The sequence below is a fragment of the Henriciella marina DSM 19595 genome (genome assembly GCF_000376805.1).
Lineage (GTDB): Bacteria > Pseudomonadota > Alphaproteobacteria > Caulobacterales > Hyphomonadaceae > Henriciella > Henriciella marina.
The window spans coordinates 1782294-1806548 of record NZ_AQXT01000002.1; the positions used below are offsets into that span (position 1 = coordinate 1782294).

Consider the following 24255-nt stretch of genomic DNA (forward strand, 5'->3'; position numbering starts at 1 on the left):
TTGCGCAGATACGCGCCGCGTCCCTTCCGGACCCTAGCGTAACATTACAGCCTGTCACCACAATAAACGGCCCGTTCACCCTGTCATATTCGCGGCAGGACATGTTACACCGATTGCATCTTGATGCAGCGTGGAGATGATTTGTGATGATGAGAATACTTCTGGCGGGCCTATGCCTGCTCGGCCTTGGTACGGGTTCCGCGCTCGCCCAGGATACAGGCGAGGAGGACACCTCCCGCAGCTTCACCGCAGACCGTGTCTTCGATATCGAATATGCGACCTCGCCGCAGATCTCGCCGGATGGGTCGAAGATTGTCTATGTCCGGCACTCGATGGACCGCCTCAAGGATCAGGACCGCGGCGACCTCTGGATCATCGATGTCGCGTCAGGCGAGCAGCGCCCGCTTGTGACCGGCGGGGCCTCAGCCAGCAGCCCTGTCTGGTCGCCTGATGGCACGAAACTTCTCTACTCCACCGCGTCTGATGACGGTAAACCTGAGCTGCGGCTGCTTTATCTCGACAGCGGCCAGAGCTTCTCCCTTGCCCAGCTGCAATACGGCGCGTCCGGCCCGAAATGGTCGCCCGACGGCTCGATGATCGCTTTCTCGATGTTTGTCGACGGTGAGGCGGCGAGCTTTGCGAGCGCCCCGGAAAAGCGCGAGGGCGCAGAGTGGAACGAGCCTGTCCGCGTCATCGACGATCTGACCTTCCGTTTCGATGGTCAGGGCTATCTGAAGGAAGGCTCCACCCAGACGTTCGTTCTTTCTGCCAGCGGCGGCTCCCCGCGCCAGATCACCGATGGCGAAGCAGACCTTACGAGCCCGGTCTGGCTGGGCAATGATACGCTTCTGGTTAGCGGCAATACTGCCGAGGACCGCGACCTCGACCCGATCGAGAGCGAGATCTATGCCATTGATCTTTCTGACAAGTCGATGCGCGCGCTGACCAGCCGCGACGGGCCTGACTACGGCCCGGTTGTCTCACCGAATGGCCGTATGATTGCCTTCAGGGGCCATGATGACAACGTCCTCGCCTATGAGCAGGATAATCTCTACCTGATGAATGCCGATGGCTCGAACGTCCGCGAGATTGCCGCCGATTTCGACAAGTCGTTCGGACAGATTGTCTGGGCGGCGGATGGCGACAGCCTCTACGCGCTGATCGAAAATGCCGGCGAGATCGACCTTTATGAGGTCACCACAGGGGGCCAGACCTCCGTTGCGGTCTCCGGCCTCGGCGGCACGTCCATCGGCCGGCCTTATGCGGGCGCAGACTTCTCTGTCTCCAGAACCTCGCGCCCGGTCATTGCCTACACGGCTGGCTCTCCCGACAAGCCGGCAGACGTGGCCGTCTCCGGGCCGTCAGTGAATGACCGCGTTCTGACGGCGCTTAATGACGACGTCCTTCCCTATCTCGACATGGCAAGCGTCGAGGAGATCAAGGTCTCCTCCAGCGCCGATGGCCGCGAGATCGAGGCCTGGGTCGCCCTGCCGCATGGCTTTGAGGCCGATGGCAGTTATCCGATGATCCTGGAAATCCATGGCGGACCGTTCTCCATGTACGGGCCATTCTTCGCCAGCGAGATCCAGCGCTATGCCGCTGAAGGCTATGTCACGGTCTGGGCCAATCCGCGCGGCTCGACCGGATACGGCGAGGAATTCGCCCAGCTGATCGACCAGGCCTATCCCGGCAATGATCATGACGACCTGATGAGCGTCGTCGATGAACTGGTCGCCCGCGACTATGTCGACCCGGAGCGGCTTTTCATTACCGGTGGCTCCGGCGGCGGCGTGCTGACCGCATGGGCCGTCGGCAAGACCGACCGGTTTGCAGCCGCGGCCACGATCAAACCCGTGATCAACTGGTTCAGCATGGCGCTGTCGGCCGATATCGCATCCTTCGTCTGGCGCCACTGGATTCGCGAGGACCCGTGGGAAAATCCGCAAGCCTATTTCGAGCGCTCGCCGATTTCGCTGGTTGGAAACGTCACGACGCCAACCCTCGTCATGGTCGGCGAGGAAGACTGGCGGACGCCTGCCTGGGAAGCTGAGCAGTTCTACACCGCGCTTAAATTCCGCGGCGTCGATACCGCCCTCATCCGCGTTCCGGGCTCACCGCACTATATCGCGTCACGCCCCAGCCGGCTGATCGCCAAGACGGACAATATCATGGGCTGGTTCGCGAAATACGATCCTGCCAAGCAGGACGACGCCGAAGAGAGCGAGGACTAGAGAACCGACAATGTCGAACATCAACGCCCTGATCGAGGCCCTGCCCAAGGCAGAGCTTCACCTTCATATCGAAGGCAGCCTTGAGCCTGAACAGCTCCTCGAATTTGCTGACCGCAACAAGGTCGACCTGCCCTTCAAGACGCTGGAGGAGGTTCGCGCGGCCTATGAGTTCTCCAACCTGCAGGACTTTCTGGATATCTATTATCAGGGCATGTCCGTGCTCCAGACCGAGGATGATTTCCACGATCTGACCGACGCCTATCTGAAGCGCGTGGCGGCGGATAATGTCCGCCATGTCGAGATATTCTTCGACCCGCAGGGCCATACAGAGCGCGGCATTCCCTTCGACGTGCCGATCACCGGCATCCTGAAGGCGCTGGACGCGGCGCAGGAGCGCTATGGCATCAGCTACCGGCTCATCATGTGCTTCCTGCGCCATCTTTCAGAAGAAGATGCCTTCAAGACATGGGAAGAGGCAAAGCCCTGGCTGGCCCGCATTCATGGCATCGGCCTCGACAGTTCAGAGAATGGCCACCCGCCGTCGAAATTCACGCGGATCTATGAAGCGGCGCGCGAGGCTGGCCTCAAACTCGTCGCCCATGCCGGCGAGGAAGGCCCGCCCGCCTATGTCTACGAAGCGCTGGATGAGCTGAAAATTGACCGCATCGACCATGGTAATCGCTCGCTGGAGGATGACGCCCTCATCGCGCGCATTCGCGATGCTGGCATCACGCTGACAGTGTGCCCGCTGTCGAACCTTTCGCTCTGTGTGGTCGATGACCTCAAAGACCATCCATTGAAAAAGATGCTGGCGCTTGGCCTGAAAGCCACCGTCAATTCGGACGACCCGGCCTATTTCGGCGGTTATGTGAACCAGAACTACCGCGAAACGGCTGAAGCCGTCGGCCTGACACACGATGACATCATCACGCTCGCGAAGAACAGCTTCACCGGGTCATTTCTGTCTGCCGAAGAACAGGCACCGCACCTGGAAGCGATTGATCGCATAGCGGCGGCGCACTGACGGGAGGAATGGATGGGAACCGGTGCAGGTGCGCAGCTGGAATACATTCTGGAAACGCTGTCCTTCGGGATCGAGCTTGTTTCCGCGCTGATCCTTGTGGCCGGTTCGCTGGTATTTCTCTGGACACTTGGCAGCGGCCTTCTCACCCCATCTGTCAGTGTGACAACCGCCCTGCAGCGCGGGCGGTTGAAGCTGGGCACCTATATTCTTGCCGCGCTCGAATTCCTGATCGTCGCCGATATCCTTTTTACCATCGTTCATCGGACACTGGATGATGTCATCGTGCTTGCCATCGTGGCGGGCGTACGCACCGTGGTCAGCTATTTCCTGGGAAAGGAGATCGAAGCGCTCAGTCAGGAAGAAAGCGAGGCGCTCGGCCTGCGCCGGCGCTCGGACGCTGGCCCGTCCATCTCTTGAAGGCGCGCGAGAAGGCGCTTGGATCGGAAAAACCGACCAGATAGGCGGTCTCATTGACCGAGACTTTTTCGCCTTCGAGATAATCAATCGCCAGGCGATGGCGCAACTGGTCAAGCAGCTCGTCAAAACTCGTGCCTTCCTGCTTTAGCTGCCGGTACAGCGTCTGGCGGCTCACGCCCATCTGCGAGGCCATCGTCTTCATGCTGATTTTGCCCGTATGCAGATCCGCCATCATGCGTCGCTCCACCTCGGAGGCGACCGTATCGGACGCTTCAAGCCTCTTCAGGAGGGCCTCGGCCTGCTCGCTCAGTATGCCGAAAACATAGCCGGGCGAGTTCGATATCGTCATCGTGAAATAGGCCGGGTCGATCTCCATCGTGTTCCGTTCCCGGCCAAACTGGACCGGCACACCCAGATGTTCCTCATACAGGTCGCCATAGTCGGGCCGTGCGTGCGTGACCTCGGCAGACAAATAGAGCGGCACTGTCGGAAAGATCCGGCTAAACCCGCAGATGAACCGGCCAAGCGTCGATTCCGTCAGTTCCGGGAAACTGTTGGGATTGGCCCGCTTGTCGACGATGTAAGTGCGCCCGCCTTGTTCTTCGACGACAAAGCGGTCCTCGCGCCCCACGCCCTCTACCTCGATCACCAGCCGACCATACCGGTTCATCTGCCGGAAGGCCTCGTCCATGGTCGGCGCCGCGAAACAGATCAGGCCCACGATGGACAACACGTTGAACCTGATATCGGTGCCAAAGTGCAGCGCGAGTGCAGGGTCTCCGGAAAGCCGCTTGCCTTCGCGCATCAGGCGCTTGAACCGCTCGAACGGAACACGCGCCTCACTCTGTTTGAGATCGCTGGCATTTAGCCCGGCCGCAGACAGCAATTGAGCGCGGTCAGCGCCGCGGCTGACGGCAAGGTCAAGCAGAGCTTTCGTATAACCAGCTGATACCGTGGCTCCCGCCATCATCCCCCCTCTCGAGCGTTGCGCCCCGTCCTATTGTTACCACAGGTCATGAAATTGGAACCCGCTGTCATGGGGTAAGCCGCGCCGTCCCGATAATCTTCGGCAAAATATCAATAAGAAGACAAAAAACATGACAACGCTCACCTCCCGCCCCGCAATCCTCCCGCAGCTCGATGCGTTGCGCGTCCTGAAACTATCAGGCGCGCTCTGGTTCGTCATCGCCGTGATCGGGCAGGCAGCCTTTGCGGCCTATATCCTCGGCTTTTACGGCGTCTCGACCGCCCAAGGTGATTTCGAGCGTATGGATGGCCGCGTCTTTCACGGCTTCATCGACGGAGACCTGCTGGGCAATAGTCTGTTCCTGAGCCATGTACTGCTGGCCTTCATCATCACGTTCGGCGCTCCGTTCCAGCTCATCCCGCAAATCCGGAACCGCTTCCGTACCTTCCACCGTTGGAATGGCCGCCTGTTCCTCATCGTGGCCGTGGTGATCAGCACCGGCGCCCTTATCCTCGTCTATCATCGCGGCGTTATCGGCGGCGCCTTCGTCGCGACCGGCAACACGATCAATGCGGTCTGCATTCTCGTATTTGCTGTCATGACGCTGAGATTTGCGCTCAAGCGTCGGTTCGCAGATCACCATCGCTGGGCGATGCGGCTTTTCATTGCGGCGAGCGGTGTCTGGTTCTTCCGGCTCGGCTTCGGCTTCTGGGCCGGTATCACGGGGGGCACAATGCCCGGTAGCGCCATGGGCCTGACCGGGCCGTTCGACCGGTTCCTCGGCATCGGACACGCCATCATTCCCTTGCTTGTCCTGGAACTTTACCTCCTCGCCCGCGACAGAGGCTCATCCACGGCGCGCTACGCCATGGCAGGTGGAATGGTTGCGGCCAGCGCGGCGACAGCACTCGGCATCTTCATGGCCGCGCAGATCTTCTGGCTACCGGCCTTACACTAGACCGGCGAATAGGTATCAACACGCAGACGCTCTAGGGCCCGTTCAGCCTGACTTGTCCGGGCCGCCCTCCCGGCGCATCGACTTTTTCGGTCCAGCCCATCGCCATATAGGCCTTCATCGCGCTTTCATTCTGCGTATCGACGTCCAGCGAGAGCGGCGCGCGGGCAAGGTCACGCGCAACATCAAGCAGGCCAGCGCCAATTCCGCAGAACCGCCAGTCCAGCGCCACGAAGAGATGCGGCACATAGGCCTTTTCGCGCTCCAGCGTCAGGAACCCCACGACACCGGCATTCGGTTCTTCCGCAACGATGCAGCGCGTTGTCCTGATGGCCTGCCGGAGCCGGATAAGCTCTTCCGCAGGCCCGCCGCGCCAGGGGAAGGCATCAAGGCAGTCGAGAAATAGCGTCTCAAGATCAACATCATCGTCCCGCCTGTAAGAGCGGATCTTCCAGCCAGCAGCAGGATGGATCATGAGCGCCATGGGAATGAGCCTAGCTTTCACACGAGATTTTCGGAAGAGGGATATGACGCTTGGATGACATTGCACTGTCGTTTCACGCCCGCGCGGTGCAAACGCGCCACAGCTTGCAAACGGCAATCTCTCGCGGAATAGTCTGCGATGGAAACCGGGGGATGAAAACGTGAAGCCTCTTTGCCTGATCGCAGCTTGCCTCGCCGGGCTGCCTGCCTCTGCCGACATTGTCTCGGCAAAGTCAGATCATTATTCCTTGCGCCATGAGGCCATGTCCGAGCTTGAGCCGAAGCTTCTCTGGCAGCGGCTCGTTCAGCCGTGCGCGTGGTGGCATCCGGACCATACCTATTCAGGCAATGCCGACCATCTGACTCTGGATCTGGCGGCAGGCGGCATCTGGATGGAAAACTGGCATGTGAACTCCGTCGCGCATGGCACCGTACTGGCAGTTCTGGAGAACGAAATGCTGCGCCTCGACGCGCCCTTTGGGCCTCTACAGGGCATGGGCGTAAACGTCGTCTGGACCATCACGCTTGCGCCAGACGCAGAAACCGGCGGCACGCGCATAGTATTCGAAGAGGTTGCGAACGGATCCAGTGAGAGCGGTCTTGACCAGATCGCGGCAGCTGTGGACCGGGTCAAACAACAGGCGATCATGCGCCTCGCTGATCCGGCCCTGACAAATTAGACCTCAGTCACTCGACGTCACAAAACAGAGCCGTAATCTGCGCCCGCCATCGTCAGTTTTCAGAACCTCGACGCCCGCCTGCCGGGCGAGCGTATCGATCAGCTTGCTGGCGTGCAGCGGATCGCCGGTGGCCGGCACATCCTGCCACTGGCCGTCATCGACAACATCGAGACAGGGCTGGTCATCGTCCGAGCGGGTCAAAAGCGTAATCACTGCCTCGGCCCCCCCAGCCGGACCTGTAACGAAGATACGCGTCAGCGTTTCATAAATAATCAGCGCCAGCGGGGTCACCTGCGGCACAGAAACGGTGAAGCGGCCATCAAGCCGGAGCGAAATGCGCCGTTCCACGGGGAGGGTTTCGGAGATCTGCGCGGCGACCTTTTCGACAAGGTCTGAAATCTCGACCCCGGCCTCACCGCTCCGATAGGTGAGGTCGAGCCCCGCCGACATCGCCCGAAGCCTGCCGATCGCATGCTCGATGAAATCGCGCACGCCCTGATTATCGGTGATACGGGCCGAGCGGCGCAACAGCGAAATCTGGAGCTGAAGATTATTGTTCACACGGTGATGAAGCTCGCGCGTGAGCAGCCGGTTGATCTCGAGCGAATCCTCGGCGGCCTTCTGCGCGATCCGGCGGGCGCGGACTTCACTGTCGAGCTCTGCAATCTGGAGGCTGAGCGCGGCGAACGTATTGTTGTCGGACGAGGGAATGCGAAGGGTAAAATGCACGCCCCTTGCCGATTTGCGAAGGCGTTTGCCGACAGCTTTCAGCGTGTAAGGCGGATCGTCGCCGTGCCGGACTGACAATGTGAAGGGCATCGCCTGCGACCCGCCGCGCAGCCGTGACACGATGGTCTCGATGCCAGCCTCGCCGCCCGCGACAAAGGCCCCCAGATTGTCGCCCGTCCTGCAGCCGTCAAAGACCTTTTTGGCCGCCGGGTTCAACGCCAGAACATTCCCTCTATCATCGATCAGGAGCACCGCATCCGGAACAATGTCGAATGCGTCTGCCCAGTCTGAGAACGCCGATGGGTCAGTCGCCAAAATATTCACGCCCCTCAGGCGCCTCGTCCGGCTGGACCAGGTTTACAACGACCTTGCAACCAGTATCGCCGCGCGCAATGGCTTTTTCGATAACGACGTTTGCATAGCCAAGATTATTGGCCGCGATCGTCCCGAACACGTTCGACGTCATCATGCAGAGAGACGGGCGCCCCTCCACATATTCGCCGAAAGGGCAGGCATTATTGCCGAGCACGATCTTCGTATCATCGGCCTCGATGATATAGAAATCACCCTCGATCCTGCGCTTGAGATCAACCAGCACGTCGGCGACATCGTCGCGAGACAGTTTGTCGACATTGATCTCGGACTTGTAGGCACTGTCAATCTGCCGTCCGATCGAGGCGCCGACGACAGAAATATAGCCGGACGCATCTTGCAGCCCCACCACGTCTTCCAGCGTCCCTGCAAGCTCTCGCAGGAGGGATCGCAGGAAGGTGTCGCGATTCAGTGGAACGTCCGCCTGCGTAAGCGGGCCCTCGGTAGCAGCCATGAAAATTCCCTCTCTACTCCATAACATAAGTTACGAACGGTCATTTCGATCCCTGTAGAGAGGGAAATTTGCAGTCGTCAAATTCGATTAGGCGTTCGAGGATGATTTCGCGGCCCGTTTGCGCACATTCGGATCGAGATGGATCTTGCGCAGACGGATCGATTGCGGCGTCACTTCAACCAGTTCGTCGTCAGCGATATAGGCCAGCGAACGTTCCAGCGTCATCTGCAGGGGCGGCGTGAGGCGCACAGCTTCGTCCGTGCCAGAGGCCCGGACATTGGTGAGCTTCTTGCCCTTCATGACGTTCACTTCGAGGTCATTGTCGCGGTTGTGCTCGCCGATGATCATGCCCTGATAGACCTTGTCGCCAGGGTGGATCATCATCGGGCCACGGTCTTCCAGGTTCCACAGCGCGAAAGCCACGGCCTCGCCCTGCTCCATCGAAATGAGAACGCCGGTGTGACGGCCCTTGATCGCGCCCTTGTAAGGCGCGTATTCCAGAAAGACCCGGTTCATGATTGCCGTGCCGCGCGTATCGGACAGGAGCTCGCCCTGATAACCGATCAGGCCGCGCGTTGGCGCATGGAAGACCATGCGCGTGCGGCCTGCACCAGACGGCTTCATTTCCGTCATGTCGGCTTTGCGCTCATTCATCTTCTGGACGATGATGCCGGTATGCTCATCATCGACGTCGATGACGACTTCCTCGATGGGCTCGAGCTTCTCACCCGTCGTCTCATCTTCCTTCATCACGACCTTTGGCCGCATCACGCCAAGCTCGAAGCCTTCGCGGCGCATGGTCTCGATGAGCACGGCAAGCTGAAGCTCGCCCCGGCCGGAAACGGTAAAGGCTTCGGCTTCGGTCGAGCGCTCGACCTTGAGCGCGACATTGCCTTCGGCCTCTTTCAGGAGACGGTCCCAGATCAGGCGTGACGTGACCTTCTTGCCTTCGGTGCCTGCCAGCGGGCTGTCATTGACGCGGAAGGTCATGGACAGGGTTGGCGGATCGATTGGCTGGGCTTCGATCGGCTCGGAAATCGATGGATCGACGAATGTGTCAGCGACGTTCGCCTTGGTCAGGCCGGACAGGGAAACAATGTCCCCCGCAACGCCTTCATCGATTGGCTCGCGCGACAGGCCGCGGAAGGCCAGCACCTTGGAAACACGGCCCTGCTCGACCAGCGAACCATCGCGTGCGAGCACTTTGACGGTCTGGTTCGGTTTGACCGTGCCGGCGGAAATCCGGCCCGTCAGGATGCGCCCAAGGAAGTTGTCTGCAGAGATCGTCGTCGCCAGCATCCGGAACGCGCCCTCTTCGACGGTCGGCTGAGGCACGTGTTTGACGACCATGTCGAACAGCGCATCCATGCTGTCGGTGACATTTTCAGGGTCCGTCGACATCCAGCCATTCTTGGCCGACCCATAAAGGATCGGGAAGTCGAGCTGGTCGTCATCGGCGCCAAGGTCAGCGAAGAGGTCGAAGACTTCATTGATGACATAGTCAGGACGGCTGTCGGACTTGTCGATCTTGTTGACACAAACGATCGGGCGAAGACCGACCTTCAGCGCCTTGGAGACCACGAACTTGGTCTGCGGCATCGGGCCTTCGGCCGCATCGACCAGAACGATTGCGCCATCGACCATCTGCAGGATACGCTCAACCTCACCGCCGAAGTCGGCGTGGCCTGGCGTGTCGACGATGTTCACCCGCGTATCGCCCCAGACGACCGAGGTCGTCTTGGCGAGAATGGTGATGCCGCGCTCACGCTCCAGATCGTTGGAGTCCATCATACGGTCAGCGGTCTCCTCGTTCTCACGGAAGGTGCCGGACTGTTTGAGGAGGCAATCGACGAGGGTCGTCTTGCCATGGTCGACGTGTGCGATGATCGCAATATTGCGAAGCGAAGTAGGCTCGGTCATGGGAGGAAAAGGCTTTCAGGGCTTGTATGGGCGGGGCTTTACACGGCTTGGCGCACAAAAGCGAGAGGCAGGCGACAGAGGAGTGGCGGGGCCAGACCAGCGCGGCGGAACGCAGAGGGCCCCGGCCCGTTAGCTTCAAGGGCCATCGCCCCGGGGAACAGCTGACATGTCATATATCGAGAAACATCTGAATGATGGCGAAGAGATCCTGCTGAACGGGCGGTTTCACTGGCTCTGGTATGCGCGCGCCTGGGCGGCGCTCATCCTGTTCGGCTGGCTGATCGTCGGCCTCATCTACTTCATCTATGAAATGATCCGCCTCGCCACGACCGAGTTCGCGGTCACTGACCGGCGTCTCGTCAAGAAGACCGGCTTTATCGCAACCAATGTCGATCAGATGTCGCTGGAGGCCATTGAAGGCGCCAGCATGAAACAGGGCGTCCTCGGCCGCATCTTCGGCTTCGGCAATCTGGATATAGAAGGCCGGGGCGAGGGCGAGGTGGACTTTCCGACCATGGCGGCGCCCGCAGATTTTCTCAAAGCAGTGAACAACGCCCGGGGGCGCGCAGAACGTGCCTCCATCGACCGGCTCGCCGAAGATCTGGAAGATCACCAGAAAACGTCCTGACCCTGCGACATTAAAACAGCAACGCCGCTGGAACGACCGGCCCCGCATCGCCGTTGTTTACGCATGCAGCCAGAACGGCTGTCCCAGAAACAGAAATTTTCAGGAGACACATATATGTCCAAGAGAGCTGAAGGTAAAACCGTCGCTATCCTCGCCGCTGATGGCTTTGAGGAAGTAGAGCTGACGTCCCCGAAAGAAGCACTGGAAAACGCAGGTGCCAAGACTGTCATCGTGTCGCTGGAACATGGTGAAATCCAGGCCAACCAGCACCGCGAGCATGGCATCAAGGTGAAGGTCGACAAGACGCTGGATGAAGTGAAGGCAGACGATTTCGACGCCATTCTCATCCCGGGCGGTCTGTTCAATCCAGATACCCTTCGTCAGAGCGACAAGGTGCTGGACTTCACATCGCAATTCTTTGCGCAGGCCAAACCGGTCTTCTCGATCTGCCACGGCCCGCAGGTCCTCATCTCGGCGAACCTCGTCAATGGTCGCAAGATGACTGGCTTTGCCGCCATCCAGCAGGACCTCAAGAATGCTGGCGCCATCGTGAGCGACGAAGAAGTCGTCGTCGACAAGGGTCTCGTCACGTCGCGCAACCCCGACGACCTTCCAGCCTTCAACGACAAGATCGTCGAAGAGCTCTGCGAAGGTAAGCACGAAGCCCAGAAGAAGTCGGTCGCAGCATAACGCTTCCCCTCGCTATCTCGACCCGACAGAAGCGCCTCCCTCGCGGGGGGCGCTTTTTTATGGGCGCTACTCGTCCTCCTGGGTCAGGCGCCAGTGATGGTCCATCACATCCTGCCAGATCGTGTAGATGAAAGTTGCCGACCACGTAATTACCATGAAGCCGCCAAGCGCCTGCATCATGGCCACCATGCGGATCGCCCCGTCCGTAGAAACCTGCGCATAGCCAAGCGTCGCGAAATTGATCCCGGAAAAATAGATCAGGTCATAGAAACTGCCGTCGAAGTCGCCGGTCAAAGAGCCCCACCACGCAGCGTCGATCATTATCTTGTAAGCTGCAGCATAGGCGATGATCTCAATCGTGTGCACGAGCAGAAGCCCGAGAAACGCGGTCAGGATGCCGCGATGCTTCTGTTCGCCCAGATGCGGTGTGAAAAGCCGAATAAAGAGAATGGCGAAGTGATGAAAAACGCCGAGGGTAGCCGCCAGCAGGAAGCCCGTAAGAAGCGCCATGTTCGCCTCCTTTCCAGTCAGTAACTTGCCCCGCACGTGCGAAGGGCACCGCGTACAATCAACAGGCCCACCCATATTAGCTTGACCGCTAATTAGCATTTGTGTTAATTAGCACTTATGACAAATAACGTCTTCAGCGCGCTGGGGCACCCGCTCCGCCGGCAGGTGATGGACCTTCTGCGCAAGGGCCCGCGCACGTCCGGTGAGCTTGCCGAGGCGTTCGAGGCCAGCTGGCCAACGGTCAGCCGCCATCTCGCCGTGCTGAAAGACGCCGATCTCATCACCGCAGAACGCCAGGGCACCAGCATCATCTACCGCGCCAATACCAGCGTGATCGAGGATGCCGCTGCCGCACTTCTGGCGATGATCGGCAGGGACACGGGCGACGACGATTTGAAGGAGGCAGCAGAATGATCAGGACAGGTTTGATATGGTCGGGAGCGGCGATCGCCGCCATGCTTGGAACCCTTGCCTGGGCCTGGAGCGCCCTGCCCGCGGGCGTCGACATTCCCGTTCATTGGGGCCCGAGCGGTGAGGCAGACGGCTTTGCGACACGCGGCAAGGCCCTGCTGATCCTCGCCATTCTGCCCGTGAGCGCAATTTTCACATCCATCGCGCTGGCCGCCGCGCCCTATCTCGACCCATTCAAGGAGAATTTGCGCCGAAGCCGTCAGGCCTATACCGCGATCTGGGCAGGCACCATGGTGCTGCTGGCCGCGCTCACCGCAGGTATCGCCGTGATGATGATCCGCGGCGCCAATGGTGCGACCGATTCCAATGAGTTTGTCCGCTTCATCATGGCAGCCTGCGGCGTGCTCTTCGTGATCATCGGCAATTACCTGCCCAAGACACGCAAATCCTTCTTCCTTGGCATCCGCACCCCCTGGACGCTGACCAGCGACTATACCTGGGAAAAGACCCACCGCCTTGTCGGCCCGCTCTACATAATTGCCGGCATACTGGGCATCGTCTTTGCCTTCACACTGAGCGGCATCTGGCTGGTCGTCGCCTTCGTCTCCAGCGTCATGAGCGTCAGCCTGTTCGGCGTCGCCTACTCCTGGTGGGTCTGGCGCAAAGCCGAAGACCGCAATGAGGGCGCAGACTATGTGGTGTAAGAGGGTCCGGGCCACCTCTCCATCCGTCCGCACGGCATGACAAAGCTGGCTTTCTTCGGGCAATCCAGACGCTGATCCTGACGGCGATCCTCGTGCCGCTCATCCTGCTGGCCATCGGCCCAGCCGCAGCGCGTCGTGCCCGGAATATGTTTCCCGCCCCATCCGCCGCGCCTGTATCCGGGCAGGACTGAAGGTCCGCTAGGGTTTTGAAAACATCGCTTGGCGGCGCCTTGAACACCGCCTAGCAAGGACGTGTGGCGTGGGGACGTACAAACATGATTTCAGGAATATACCGGCTGTCGGCCATCTTTTTGCTGGCCGCTTCGGCCGTTTCATCATTTGGCGCGGCAGGTCAGGGCAGCCTGATCGATGTCGCGCAGTCGTCCGACAAGCTCGACTACGTCACGCGCGTCACCGCCCCGCTCCACTGGATGTGCGAGGTTGGCGACCTGCCCGCGGCGGACAGCGGGTTTACCATCACCATGATGCCTTATGACGGCTATCGCTCGGTCGCGCGGCTCACCACGTCTCGCACGATAGATGGCACCGCGTATTCGCAGAACGTTTCCCTCAGCGTGACCGGCTATACCGGCTTTCAGGGCGCCGCCTTCCTCGACATGGAGGGCATCAGCGTCATCAAAGAAGACACCTTGCCAGACGGCGCCGCGTGGACCAGCGCCGACAACCTGCACCTCACCTTCGACATCGTCGACGATACGGTCTCGAAAACCCCGAAACGGTTCATGCTGAAGGCGAAAGGCAAGAGCGATGCGGCGGATCCAGAGGTCGCCTGCATCATCGCAAGCTGAAGCCTGCCGATAAGGCCCCCCCCAAAACGAAACGCCCCCGCTCACTGGAAAGCAAACGGGGGCGAAGCGATTTATCGTATGTGAGATAAAGAGCGACCTCAGTTGCCGTCGCGGTCTTTCACTTCGGCTTCATTGGCGATCGCCCGGTCTTCTGCATCGAACTCGACGCTGGGGGCCGCGCCGCTACCATATGAGCGGGACTTGCGCGCCAGACGGCTCATCGATTCCTGCATCTGGCCCTTGCCGACCGCCATGGTCTGCGAGGCTGAAACGCCAACCGCTTCGGCGTCATCGAACTTGCCGAAATCAGCGCCGAGGAAGATCACTTCCCAGCCCTTCGCCTCGACCCGGTCAAGCGCGGCGCGCGCGCCTTCATGAGTGATCTCACGCGAGGAGTTTTCGAGCCCGTCAGTCATGATGACGATGACGGCCTTTTCCGGATTGTCGCTTTCGGCGGTCGAGATGATCCGGCCAATCGCGTCATAGAGCGGCGTCATTCCGCGCGGAGCGACCTCATCGGAGGTCACGGCCTTCCACTTTCCGGGCGTCACGCTATTGCGCAACACGTCATACTGAAGCCCGTCCTGGGCATCGAACACTGCCAGCGTCACTGAGGTTTCGAGCGGCGCGGTCTCGTCTTCATCAGCCTCCCCTACGGCGGCGGCATAGGTGTTCACCGATGTCAGTGCCTCATCCCAGAGGTTCGACATGGAGCCTGTCCGGTCCAGCAGAATGTAGGAATGGATGGCTTTGGCCTCGAAGGGCTCCGGGTCGGCGTCCGGCGCGGGCGCAGGTCTCGCCGCGCAGGCGCTGAATGCAAAACCGGCGATAAGGGCCGCGCTCAACAGGGTCTTCCTGAACATGTCTGATCTCCTCCAGTGTCCTGGACCCCACCCGGAGCCCGGTGATGATGAAGCTCGCCTGCAAATGCGGCCACGGCTGGGCCGTTTCGCGGTCATCGGGAGGTGATCTTCGGGCACGCCGTCTTCGAACCGCCATCGGAAAATCCGGAACCGGTGCCCCCTTCACCGTGTTGTTCATGAAGATTCAGCAAGGAAGGATACGCAAAATGGATCCCGTAGGCATTATTATCTGGCTCATTATCGGTGCAGTCGCAGGTTGGCTCGCCGGACAGGTCATGCGCGGCGCAGGCTTTGGTCTCGTCGGCAACATCATTGTCGGCATCATCGGCGCGGTTCTTGGCGGCGTCATCTTCGGCGCGCTCGGCATCACCTTTGGTGGCATTCTCGGCAGCATTCTCGGCGCCTTCCTCGGTGCGTGTATCCTGCTCTTCCTGATCAGCCTCGTAAAACGCGCCTGATCCGGCAGGACTGCAAAACCCAAGACGACAAAGCCCTGGCCCAGCGCCGGGGCTTTTTCTTTGGGCATCCAATCCCACTTGCCCCGCGCCTGCACATGAATATGGTGCGCGCCAACACGCCCCCTGCCCCGATGGAGTCCCTCTGCCATGGCCACCAAACACGCACCGAAGAAAGTCGTCCTTGCCTATTCCGGCGGCCTCGACACCTCGATCATCCTGAAATGGCTGCAGACAGAGTTCGGCGCAGAGGTCGTGACCTTCACCGCAGACCTTGGCCAGGGCGAAGAGCTCGAGCCGGCCCGCGAGAAGGCCCTCAAAATGGGCATCAAGCCGGAAAACATTTTCATCGAAGACCTGCGCGAGGATTTCGTGCGCGACTATGTCTTCCCGATGTTCCGCGCCAATGCCGTCTATGAAGGCGTCTACCTGCTCGGCACGTCCATTGCCCGGCCGCTCATCGCCAAGCGCCAGATCGAGATCGCAGACCTCACCGGCGCCGACGCCGTCTGTCATGGCGCGACCGGCAAGGGCAATGACCAGGTCCGCTTCGAGCTTGGCTATTACGGCCTCAACCCCGACATCAAGGTGATCGCCCCGTGGCGCGACTGGGACTTCAAGTCCCGCAGCGACCTGATCAAATTTGCCGAAGAGCACGATATCCCGATCGCCACCGACAAGCGCGGCGAGGCGCCTTTCTCGGTCGACGCAAACCTCCTGCACACCTCATCGGAGGGCAAGGCGCTGGAAGACCCGGCCGTCGAGACCCCGGATTTCGTCTATCAGCGCACGGTCAGCCCGGAAGACGCACCAGACCAGCCAGAATACATCACCGTCCAGTTCGAGAAGGGCGACCCCGTCGCCATCAATGGCGACGCGATGAGCCCGGCGACGATCCTGACCGCCCTCAATGAATATGGCCGCAAGCACGGCATTGGCCGGCTCGACCTTCTGGAGAACCGCTTTGTCGGCATGAAGTCGCGCGGCATGTACGAAACCCCTGGCGGCACCATCCTGCTGACCGCCCATCGCGGCATCGAACAGGCCTGCCTCGACAAGGGCTCGGCTCACCTCAAGGATGAGCTGATGCCGAAATATGCAGAGCTCATCTATAATGGCTTCTGGTGGAGCCCGGAGCGCGAAATGCTGCAGGCCGCCATCGACCATTCCCAGCGCTATGTCGAAGGCGAGGTTCGCCTCAAGCTCTACAAGGGCAATGTCATCCTCGTCGGCCGCTCATCGCCCTACTCGCTCTATTCCGAAAAGATCGTCACCTTCGAAGATGACCATGGCGCCTACGACCAGAAAGACGCCGAAGGCTTCATCAAACTGAACGCGCTGCGCTTGAGGTTGATCGCCGGGCGGGACCGGAAGGCTGGGAAGAATTAGTTTTGCCTTGGGTTTCGAAGCCACCTTCTTCCGAAGTTCAGGAACAGGTGAATATCTTCAATCTGTTCAGAGGTGGCTTTTTAGCGAGCTTTGCTCAAATCGAATTCACAGTAGGAAGAATGCTTTCGCGATTTAACCAGACCCCTCCATTTGTTGGATGCGTCGACGATGTGAAGTTTCGATTCGAAAGTCGAGTTGAGGCCTTTGAGGTCCTGTTTAAGTCACGCTCGGAACTCTCAGAATATTCGGATCAGTGCGAGAAGATATGTGAGCGATTACGGCAGACCTATGATCTGCGAAACTATCTGGCGCATGGAATTGCGAGATACGATGTCGCAACGGAGGTTTTTACTGTCCGCCGTATCTTGCCGACGAAAGAAGACCCATGGAATGAAGTGGCACTAGATATTCCAGCTGCTGCGACCATTCCAGAAACTTCGAAGATGAGTCTATTCTGCCAAGAATTCATGCACTTTGCGCGAGATATTAGCGAACGCTTTGAACTTGAATTTTAGCGATGGCGAGGATGCTGCCTCTGCGTACTGTCTAACAATCCATAGTTTCGGTCCTGCACCGATATCTTCTGAGCCGAATGGCAAATTTTGCCATTTGGCCATAGCCAGCCTGTTTCGATCTTCTTTTTCCAGTCAAGGGTGTAATCCTCCGGACGCGAAGCGCCCTTGACTGGGAAAAGAAGATCGGACACCGCACAACGCCCGATGGTTCGACTTCGCTCACCATGCGGGCTTTTTTCCAGCGATGCGGTATGCCCCATGGTGAGCGAAGTCGACCCCCGCGGCGTCTAACACCTCCCCACAATCCGATCACCCCGGCGAGAGGCCGGGGTCTCAGCCAGTTGGAGCGCCGCGCCTGATGCATGAGATCCCCGCTTTCGCGGGGATGAGCGGACAACGGATATGGGCGCCGACCTCCCAGACTGGCGTCACCCTCGATGGCAGAGCCATCTGAGGGTCCATCTTCTGAGGTGGCGGGTAATGACGACACGGAGCGGCTGAAACGCTCCACCCTCCAGCAAGCTTCGAATGAAGACGGGTCATCCTTTCCGTGAGCTGGGAGCGCGTACCATGGATACCTGCCCTCATGGTGAGCTTGTCGAACCACGCAGGTATCTTCGGTCAGGAGGCACGAAGAGCGTCACAATTGCTCATGAGCCTCATCCTGAGCTTGGCCCGCCCCGGCGAAAGCCGGGGTCGAAGGACGAGGCGGGCTTCGGGCACGTCAGCTCTGAGCGGCTTCATCCTTCGACTACGCTCAGGATGAGCCGTCACCCCCGTGAACGCCCCAGCCCCCTCACCAAAACGTCAATCGACAAATCCGGCGACCCGTAAGATTATGCGGCCCGTCCCCACGCGCAGGAGCCATCCGCCATGACCTTGTCGAAATCCACCACCCTCGCCGCCTTCGCGCTTGCTGCCAGTGCCCTCCCCGCGCTTGCGCAGGCGTCCAGCCACAATGTCTTTGGCACCTACTATACCGAAGCGGGCACCTCGCGCGTGACCATAGAAGATTGCGGCGATGGCAGCCCGTGCGGCCGCGTCAGCTGGATCGACCCGGACGCGATGGCGCCCGGCGTGACGCCAGAAGAGGCGCGCACCAAGACGGGCGACCCGGTGCTCGGCCTCTTGATGCTGGAAGGCTTCGAGCAGAAGCGCAGCGACTGGCGCGGCGGCACCATCTATGACCCGGAAAATGACAAGACCTATGCCGCACGCCTCAAACGCCTTGGCGACGGCGACCTGGAGCTGAAAGGCTGCGTCGGCCCGATCTGCCAGACGCAGGTCTGGGAGGCGTATGCCGGGGAGTGAGGCCCCAAACCCTCCTGCGGCGTTGCAGGCCCCACCCCGACCCTCCCCATAGGGGAGGGGGAAGCCGTCTCGCCTAAACAATTGTCAACATTTGCGGATGTCGCCCCCTCCCCGCTTGCGGGGAGGGTCGGGGTGGGGCCCTGTGCGCCCTGCCTGCCGCATTGACGCGGCCCGCTTTCCACCGCACCAAGCGCCAATGCCCATCCGCCCCTACAGACCGTCAGACCTCTCCGCCCTTTTCGCTATCAATCAGGCCTCGACGCCCGGCGTTGGCCATGAGGACCGCGCAGAAGGCCTCGGCAAGCTAATCGACATGGGCACCTGCCTCGTCGCGGCGGACGGCAAAGATGCGCCCCAGGGCTTCATCAATCTCATCACGCCAGGGACGATGGCCTATCCGAGCGACAATCTGCGCTGGATCGAAGACTGGATGGCCCGCGAGGGCGTTACCGCGCACTATGTGGACCGCATCGCGATTGCACCGGAGGCTCGCGGCGCCCGGCTTGGCGAGGCGCTTTACAATGCTGCCTTCGACGCCGCTTCAGGGCGCGGCTATCTCACTTGCGAGGTGAACACAGACCCCGATAATCCGGGCTCTCACCGGTTTCACCAGCGGCTTGGCTTCACGGAAATTGGCGAACACCGCTACCGGACCGACTATGCCGTCCGCTTCTATGCGCGCCCTCTGGAAGATGCCGAGGCCGGCCGCCCTTAAGCGGCCGTTTCAAAAAAATCCGAGCCCTCGATCGCGGCCAGCACCTTGTCCATGGACGGGCTCACATGCTTCTCGCCGAGCTTGGCCAGAACCTCTTCGAGCACCATACGGAACTGGATCGTTGTGCCGTCCGAGCCAGAACTTCTGGCCCCGATCGCCCCCATCAGGGCGCGGCCTTTCTTGTTCTCCCAGAGAACGTCGGCGATCAGCTCTTCAAATCCGGCCTTGCGTGCATCTGCGGCAAGCAGCGCGATCAGCACGCGAGCAATGCCCTTGCTGTGCCAGGCATCCAGAAGGCCGATTGAGAAGTCGCCGCGCAGCTCCTCTTCGCTGCCACGCTGGGCGTGAACCGCCCCGATGATCGGCTTGTCGGCCTGCGTCTCGTCGATGGCGACCCACGCAACATGCTCCACGCCGTCGACATTGGACAGGCGGTGCACAACATAGTCGGGCAGCGTCGCCGCGCCGTTGAAGAACCGCAGATAGCGGGAGCGGTTCGAGAGCTGGCTGATCGCGTGGCGCAGCGCGTCTTCGTCATCCGGCCGCATCGGGCGCAGGCGTACGGGGGCGCCGTCTACGGTCTTGATAAGGATATCTCTGGTCATTTGCTGCACCTGCTCAGTTTTATGCTGCACCTGCGAAATAGGTGCGCTCGACTTGCTTTCCAAGCCTTTGATGACGCGCCGTGCTGGCTTTCCGCAGCGCCGTTGCCTGATTGCAACGCACATCGCCTCCATCCGAGACAGGACCCGCTGAAACCCTAGCGGCAGCTCGCGATCAAACCGCGCACGCCATCGGTCACGGGAAGCACCAGGAGGCGCTCACCTTCAGCGGCCACGGCGAACCGGTCAGATACTTCCATGTCTGCAAAGATGTCGTTGCCCGCATCCATCCGGGCCATGCCGATCGGCATGACATCACCTGCATCGCGCCAGGTATCGATGGCACTGGCGCCGCCCGCATGGAGGCCAAGCTGGACCTCATCGCGCGCACCAATGTCGAATGAGCGGGTCATGATAAACTCACCGGAACCCCTGTCGCAGCCGATTGTAAACGTCGCTTCGGATTCAGGCGGGCCGAAAAGGGCCTCGCCTTCTTTCATGAACCATTGCCCTTCAGTCAGCGTCAGCTCTTCCAGCGGCCGGTCCAGGCCCATAGCGGCGGGCGGGGTGGGCGTGGTCTCATCTACCTCATCGGCGGCAGCGGCGCTATCGCCCGCCAGCTCGTCAGAGGGCGCGTCCGTCGTCTCGGCGCCTGGTGTATCATCGGTCTCAAGTGGCGGTTCAGGTTCGGCGCGTTCCGGGCTGCAGGCCGCCATCAGCGACAGGCAGGCCGCAATGACGAGGCGTGAGAAAACGCCGGCTTTTGGCAGAGTTCTTTTCATATCGGCGTATCCCTGTTCTGGACCGGTCATTCAGGCGGCTAACGCCTACCCCCGGAATTTGATCCGGGGGGCGGCGACAGTCCCGCTCAAGTGTGGCTTCGCTGCCATAGGGTGTGCGATGAGCGTCCGGCCGGAAACTTTCTTTCCTGTGGATAATTTCACAAGCACCGCCCCGACACCGCCCAGACACCACCCAGACACCGCCCAGACACCGCGCATTTCATGGAAATTCAGCCCCTTTCCCACATCGCCAGAGCCCGGTCGGTCTGTTAGGAAGGCCCCACCATGTCCAGTGATTTCACCTTCGAAGGCGATGCGCCGATCCGGCTCAACAAATGGATGGCGAGCCTTGGCATCTGCTCACGGCGTGAGGCCGAAAGCCTGATTTCTCAAGGGTCTATCTCGGTCGAAGGACAGAAAGTCACTGAGCCGGGCCATAAGATAGAGCCCGGCCAGACCATGACGCTGGCTGGCAAGGCCACCAAGGCGCTGGATGACCAGCTCACCGTCGTCCTGCACAAGCCTGTTGGCCATGTCTCAGCCCAGCCAGAAGGCGAGCAGATCCCCGCCATCCGGCTGGCGACGCAGGATAATCTCATCGGAAAAGCGCCAAAGATACCGGGCCGTAATCCGAACTTTGCCCCGCTCGGCCGGCTCGATATGGACTCGCGCGGGCTCTTGCTACTCTCTGAAGATGGCGTCCTGGCCAAGGCCGTGATCGGTCCTTCATCAGCGCTTGAGAAAGAATATCTCGTCACCGTTCAGGGCCAGGTCACCGAGCCCGTCATCAACAAGCTGCGGCACGGCCTTTCGCTCGATGGCAGAAGGCTGAAAGCCGCCAAGGTGGAGCAGGTCTCTCCGGGCCGCTTGCGCTTTGTGTTGCGCGAGGGCCGCAACCGTCAGATCCGGCGCATGTGCGAACTGGTTGGCCTTGTTGTTGTTGATCTTTTCCGCGTTCGGATCGGGCCGCTTGAGCTTGCTTCCTTGCCAGAAGGCAAGTGGCGCGCCCTTACGAGTGAAGAGCGCGCCGCATTGATCAAGGCTTCGGCGTTTTTGCCGGACGCTTCCGGCGGATCGACGGCCAGAAAAGCTTCAACCAGATCCAGAGGAAAATCCCGATCAGGACCAGCCAGGGCAGGCCAATCGCGAAAGCGGTGATAACGGCGGCTATGGCCTTGGAGAAATTATAGAAAAAGTCGTTGATGGCTTCGCCAAGCGGGTTCGATTGTGAGCCTGAGAAGGCCGGGACCTTTGTCTCATATCCAACGTCCAGCGAGGACATTGAGACCCGCAGGCGCAGCGCGCGAAGCTGGGCTTCGGTCGACTCGATCTCACCGATCACCCGCGCCAGCTCACGCTCGATCTGAAGCAGGTCACCCAGTGAGCCATCACGCCGCTCCAGCAGGCCTTCCAGCCGCGTTCTCAGCGTGCGCTGGGCATCAAGGCGGCTACCTGTGTCGATGATCGAGCGGGTGAGGTCTTCGGCCCTCGTCGAGCGCGAGGTAATCTCGCCGTCGGCAGCCTCTGTCTGGTCTTCGATATTGCCCAGAAACCCGTCAATCCAGTCCGGCGTTGCCCGTATCGAGACGTTGCCAGAGACATAGTCTTCATTCGAATTGTAGGTGTTCGAATTGACCACGATGCAGGTGTTGGTGCCGGCGGACTGGCAGGCTTCGACATGGCCTTGCAGCATCGGCTCGACAGCGCCTTTGGGCAGGCGCAGGCCGAGCGAATGGCTATAGGCGATATATTGCTGCGCGCCGGGTTCGACCTCTGGCGGGTCAGGCGTTGGCGCGGGCTCTGAATAGGCCGCGTCCCCAGCGCCTTTGCCAGCAACGGCATAGTCACTGGCTGACTCTTCCATCATCGGCGCGGCCTGGGGCCGGTCATATTCACTGCGACTGCTTTCACCCGAGCCGCCGCAACCGGCGACAAGGGCCATCGCGACGAGCGCGGGGCTGATTTTCCTGAACATTTGCATCCCTCCACTGAATGAAGGGACAGTGTGAGCGTCCGCGATCGGCAAAATTAAGGCGGGATCAGGGCCTTGGTCCGAACGTGGTCTTGCCTGGCTCCTGGCGGCGGCGCGCATGGTGAACGAAATCGACCAGAAGCGGCCGGGTCTCGCGCGGGTCGATAATCTCTTCGGCGAAGAAGGCCTCAGCGGTGCGGAACGGGTCCTCCATCGCCTCGAATTTCTTGTAGAGCTCCGCCAGCAGCGCCGGTTTGTCGTCGGTCTCTGACAGCTCTTTCCTGAAGGCTGCCTCGATGCCGCCCGCCATGGGCAGCGAGCCCCAGTTTCCAGACGGCCAGCAATAGCGCCACTTGGCCTTGGTCGGATTCATCATGGCCGAGCCTGCAAGCCCATACGCCTTGCGGATCACCACGGCGCAGACCGGCACTGTCGCCTGATAGACCGCCGCCATGGCGCGCACGCCCTTGCGCGTGACGCCTGCGGTCTCGTGGCGCACACCCACGGCAAAGCCAGCGCAATCAACGAAATGCACAACCGGCAGATGAAAGGTCGAGCAGAGGTCCATGTGGCGGATGACTTTCTCACAGACATCCGCGGTCCACGCCCCGTCCAGGAAGAACGGGTTGCCAGCCATGATGCCGACCGGATGACCGTCAATGCGCGCAAGGCCTGTGACGATGCCCCTGCCCCACTGGCTGCCGATCTCGAAGAAGCTGCCCTTGTCGACAGTGGCTTCGATGATCTTCTGCGGCTTGTAGGGGGTCTTGCCATCCTCCGGCACGATAGAGATCAGGCTTTCTTCGCGGCGGTCCGGATCATCAGTCGGCTCACTCACCGGCGGCAATTCATGGACTGAAGATGGCAGGTAGGAGAGGAAGCGTTTGGCCGCCTTGAAGGCATCAGCTTCGGTATCGACGACGTCATCGACCGTGCCGTTTTTGGCCTGAATCTCCCAGCCGCCCAGCTCCTCTTTCGAGACATCCTCGCCAATCGCGATCGCCACCGGCGGGCCGGCCACGAACACCTGTGAGAGCTCTTTTACCATCACTGAATAATGGCTCGCGCCGACGCGCCCTGCCCCAAGCCCTGCACAAGGCCCGAGCGCGAGCGAGACCATCGGGATTTCGCCCATGCCATCGACGATAAGCTCCCAGCTTGGGGTTTCGGGAATATAGGTGCGCGGATCCTTCAGGAACATCTTGATGGAGCCGCCGCCGCCCGTGCCATCGATGAGCTGGACCAGCGGCATACGGTACTCGACCGCCTGTTTCAGCGCGATCACCGTCTTACCCCGTATCGAAGCATCAGCGGCCCCGCCGCGGACGGTGAAATCGTCGCCCAGCACCATGGCGGGACGACCGTCCAGCGTGGCCCGACCAACAACCGAGTTCGAGGCCATGAAACTGTCGAGCTTCTCATCCTCATCATAGGTCGCAACGCCGGCAATCTTCCCGATCTCGTGGAAGCTGCCAGGGTCGACCATGAAGGACACGCGTTCGCGAACGGTGAGCTTGCCACGCCCGCGCTGGCGTGAAACCGGCTCTTCGCCGCCCATCTTTTCCGCCATGCGCTCACGCCGACGAAGCTCTTCTATCGATTTTTCCCAAGACATGGATACAGCTAGACGATGTGGCCGCGCGTCAGGTCAAGACCTGATCCGGAAT

26 protein-coding genes and 1 pseudogene are annotated in these 24255 nt (G+C 60.5%); 16 read left to right on the plus strand and 11 right to left on the minus strand.

Going from position 1 to position 24255, the window contains the following annotated elements; all coding sequences use genetic code 11:
- Positions 1–146: 146 nt before the first annotated feature.
- From F550_RS0108680 to F550_RS17345, 3 genes are read left to right on the plus strand one after another with little or no spacing between them, the layout of a single operon-like run.
- Positions 147–2231 carry an alpha/beta hydrolase family protein gene (locus F550_RS0108680; RefSeq protein ID WP_018148152.1) on the plus strand — a complete coding sequence of 695 codons (2085 nt, stop codon included), beginning with the start codon at positions 147–149 and terminating at the stop codon, positions 2229–2231.
- Positions 2232–2241: 10 nt separating this feature from the next.
- Positions 2242–3255 (plus strand): adenosine deaminase, encoded by a 1014-nt coding sequence (locus tag F550_RS0108685; RefSeq protein ID WP_018148153.1) that lies wholly within the window; start codon positions 2242–2244, stop codon positions 3253–3255.
- Positions 3256–3267: 12 nt separating this feature from the next.
- Positions 3268–3672 carry a DUF1622 domain-containing protein gene (locus F550_RS17345; protein WP_018148154.1) on the plus strand — a complete coding sequence of 135 codons (405 nt, stop codon included), beginning with the start codon at positions 3268–3270 and terminating at the stop codon, positions 3670–3672.
- Here the strand turns inward: F550_RS17345 and F550_RS0108695 are convergent.
- The gene (locus tag F550_RS0108695) at positions 3605–4642 is read right to left on the minus strand and encodes an AraC family transcriptional regulator (protein WP_018148155.1); all 1038 of its coding nucleotides are present in this window, start codon (positions 4640–4642) and stop codon (positions 3605–3607) included. The genes F550_RS17345 and F550_RS0108695 overlap by 68 nt on opposite strands.
- Positions 4643–4769: 127 nt before the next feature.
- On the opposite strand from F550_RS0108695, the gene F550_RS0108700 reads away from it, so the two are divergent.
- Positions 4770–5597 carry a DUF2306 domain-containing protein gene (locus F550_RS0108700; protein WP_018148156.1) on the plus strand — a complete coding sequence of 276 codons (828 nt, stop codon included), beginning with the start codon at positions 4770–4772 and terminating at the stop codon, positions 5595–5597.
- Positions 5598–5628: 31 nt separating this feature from the next.
- On the opposite strand, the gene F550_RS0108705 is transcribed toward F550_RS0108700, so the two are convergent.
- Positions 5629–6078: a GNAT family N-acetyltransferase gene (locus tag F550_RS0108705; protein WP_018148157.1), complete on the minus strand. Its 450-nt coding sequence runs from the start codon at positions 6076–6078 to the stop codon at positions 5629–5631.
- Between the two features lie 160 nt (positions 6079–6238).
- Between F550_RS0108705 and F550_RS0108710 the strand changes: the two genes are divergently transcribed.
- Positions 6239–6757, plus strand: coding sequence for an SRPBCC family protein (locus tag F550_RS0108710; RefSeq protein ID WP_018148158.1), 519 nt, complete (start codon positions 6239–6241; stop codon positions 6755–6757).
- A gap of 3 nt (positions 6758–6760) precedes the next feature.
- Here the strand turns inward: F550_RS0108710 and F550_RS0108715 are convergent, their stop codons facing one another.
- The 3 genes from F550_RS0108715 to typA form a co-directional block, all read right to left on the minus strand.
- A complete protein-coding gene (locus tag F550_RS0108715; protein ID WP_018148159.1) occupies positions 6761–7801 on the minus strand; it encodes a histidine kinase dimerization/phosphoacceptor domain -containing protein in 1041 nt (346 codons plus the stop codon).
- Positions 7791–8312: a methanogen output domain 1-containing protein gene (locus F550_RS0108720; protein ID WP_018148160.1), complete on the minus strand. Its 522-nt coding sequence runs from the start codon at positions 8310–8312 to the stop codon at positions 7791–7793. Before F550_RS0108720 ends, F550_RS0108715 begins: the two co-directional genes overlap by 11 nt.
- Before the next feature lie 87 nt (positions 8313–8399).
- The gene (gene typA / locus F550_RS0108725) at positions 8400–10232 is read right to left on the minus strand and encodes a translational GTPase TypA (RefSeq protein ID WP_018148161.1); all 1833 of its coding nucleotides are present in this window, start codon (positions 10230–10232) and stop codon (positions 8400–8402) included.
- A 166-nt stretch (positions 10233–10398) separates the two neighbouring features.
- Here typA and F550_RS18525 point away from each other — a divergent pair, with 166 nt between their 5' ends.
- Complete coding sequence (locus F550_RS18525) at positions 10399–10860, plus strand: PH domain-containing protein (RefSeq protein ID WP_018148162.1); 462 nt, start codon at positions 10399–10401, stop codon at positions 10858–10860.
- Between the two features lie 114 nt (positions 10861–10974).
- Positions 10975–11550 carry a type 1 glutamine amidotransferase domain-containing protein gene (locus F550_RS0108735; protein WP_026180669.1) on the plus strand — a complete coding sequence of 192 codons (576 nt, stop codon included), beginning with the start codon at positions 10975–10977 and terminating at the stop codon, positions 11548–11550.
- A 66-nt stretch (positions 11551–11616) separates the two neighbouring features.
- On the opposite strand, the gene F550_RS0108740 is transcribed toward F550_RS0108735, so the two are convergent.
- Complete coding sequence (locus tag F550_RS0108740) at positions 11617–12060, minus strand: ion channel (RefSeq protein ID WP_018148164.1); 444 nt, start codon at positions 12058–12060, stop codon at positions 11617–11619.
- A gap of 117 nt (positions 12061–12177) precedes the next feature.
- On the opposite strand from F550_RS0108740, the gene F550_RS0108745 reads away from it, so the two are divergent.
- The 3 genes from F550_RS0108745 (at position 12178) to F550_RS0108755 (ending at position 13984) form a co-directional block, all read left to right on the plus strand.
- Entirely contained in the window at positions 12178–12474 is a 297-nt protein-coding gene (locus F550_RS0108745; protein WP_018148165.1) for a metalloregulator ArsR/SmtB family transcription factor, read from the plus strand.
- On the plus strand, positions 12471–13175 hold the full coding sequence (locus F550_RS17355) for an SdpI family protein (protein WP_018148166.1): 705 nt from the start codon (positions 12471–12473) through the stop codon (positions 13173–13175). Before F550_RS0108745 ends, F550_RS17355 begins: the two co-directional genes overlap by 4 nt.
- Before the next feature lie 275 nt (positions 13176–13450).
- Complete coding sequence (locus F550_RS0108755) at positions 13451–13984, plus strand: hypothetical protein (RefSeq protein ID WP_018148167.1); 534 nt, start codon at positions 13451–13453, stop codon at positions 13982–13984.
- 98 nt (positions 13985–14082) lie between these two features.
- Here F550_RS0108755 and F550_RS0108760 read toward each other — a convergent pair whose 3' ends face one another.
- Positions 14083–14847 (minus strand): vWA domain-containing protein, encoded by a 765-nt coding sequence (locus F550_RS0108760; protein ID WP_018148168.1) that lies wholly within the window; start codon positions 14845–14847, stop codon positions 14083–14085.
- Positions 14848–15053: 206 nt separating this feature from the next.
- On the opposite strand from F550_RS0108760, the gene F550_RS0108765 reads away from it, so the two are divergent.
- The 5 genes from F550_RS0108765 (at position 15054) to F550_RS17360 (ending at position 19232) form a co-directional block, all read left to right on the plus strand.
- Positions 15054–15305: a GlsB/YeaQ/YmgE family stress response membrane protein gene (locus F550_RS0108765; protein WP_018148169.1), complete on the plus strand. Its 252-nt coding sequence runs from the start codon at positions 15054–15056 to the stop codon at positions 15303–15305.
- 147 nt (positions 15306–15452) lie between these two features.
- A complete protein-coding gene (locus F550_RS0108770) occupies positions 15453–16691 on the plus strand; it encodes an argininosuccinate synthase (protein WP_018148170.1) in 1239 nt (412 codons plus the stop codon).
- Between the two features lie 2 nt (positions 16692–16693).
- Positions 16694–17206 carry a hypothetical protein gene (locus tag F550_RS0108775; RefSeq protein WP_156807884.1) on the plus strand — a complete coding sequence of 171 codons (513 nt, stop codon included), beginning with the start codon at positions 16694–16696 and terminating at the stop codon, positions 17204–17206.
- An 873-nt stretch (positions 17207–18079) separates the two neighbouring features.
- Positions 18080–18517: a DUF2147 domain-containing protein gene (locus tag F550_RS0108780; protein ID WP_018148172.1), complete on the plus strand. Its 438-nt coding sequence runs from the start codon at positions 18080–18082 to the stop codon at positions 18515–18517.
- A gap of 196 nt (positions 18518–18713) precedes the next feature.
- Positions 18714–19232: a GNAT family N-acetyltransferase gene (locus tag F550_RS17360; RefSeq protein WP_018148173.1), complete on the plus strand. Its 519-nt coding sequence runs from the start codon at positions 18714–18716 to the stop codon at positions 19230–19232.
- On the opposite strand, the gene F550_RS0108790 is transcribed toward F550_RS17360, so the two are convergent.
- Together F550_RS0108790 and F550_RS0108795 are read right to left on the minus strand one after the other, a co-directional pair.
- The gene (locus F550_RS0108790) at positions 19229–19837 is read right to left on the minus strand and encodes a GNAT family N-acetyltransferase (RefSeq protein WP_018148174.1); all 609 of its coding nucleotides are present in this window, start codon (positions 19835–19837) and stop codon (positions 19229–19231) included. The genes F550_RS17360 and F550_RS0108790 overlap by 4 nt on opposite strands.
- Before the next feature lie 155 nt (positions 19838–19992).
- The gene (locus tag F550_RS0108795; protein ID WP_156807886.1) at positions 19993–20616 is read right to left on the minus strand and encodes a hypothetical protein; all 624 of its coding nucleotides are present in this window, start codon (positions 20614–20616) and stop codon (positions 19993–19995) included.
- Positions 20617–20901: 285 nt separating this feature from the next.
- Between F550_RS0108795 and F550_RS0108800 the strand changes: the two genes are divergently transcribed.
- Positions 20902–21774, plus strand: coding sequence for a pseudouridine synthase (locus F550_RS0108800; protein WP_018148176.1), 873 nt, complete (start codon positions 20902–20904; stop codon positions 21772–21774).
- On the opposite strand, the pseudogene F550_RS19395 reads toward F550_RS0108800, so the two are convergent.
- Positions 21773–22708: pseudogene (locus F550_RS19395) on the minus strand (DUF4349 domain-containing protein); the annotation flags it as partial. The gene F550_RS0108800 and the pseudogene F550_RS19395 sit on opposite strands and share 2 nt — an antisense overlap.
- A complete protein-coding gene (locus F550_RS0108810; RefSeq protein WP_026180671.1) occupies positions 22656–24203 on the minus strand; it encodes an acyl-CoA carboxylase subunit beta in 1548 nt (515 codons plus the stop codon). The pseudogene F550_RS19395 and the gene F550_RS0108810, both read right to left, overlap by 53 nt.
- Positions 24204–24255: the final 52 nt, after the last annotated feature.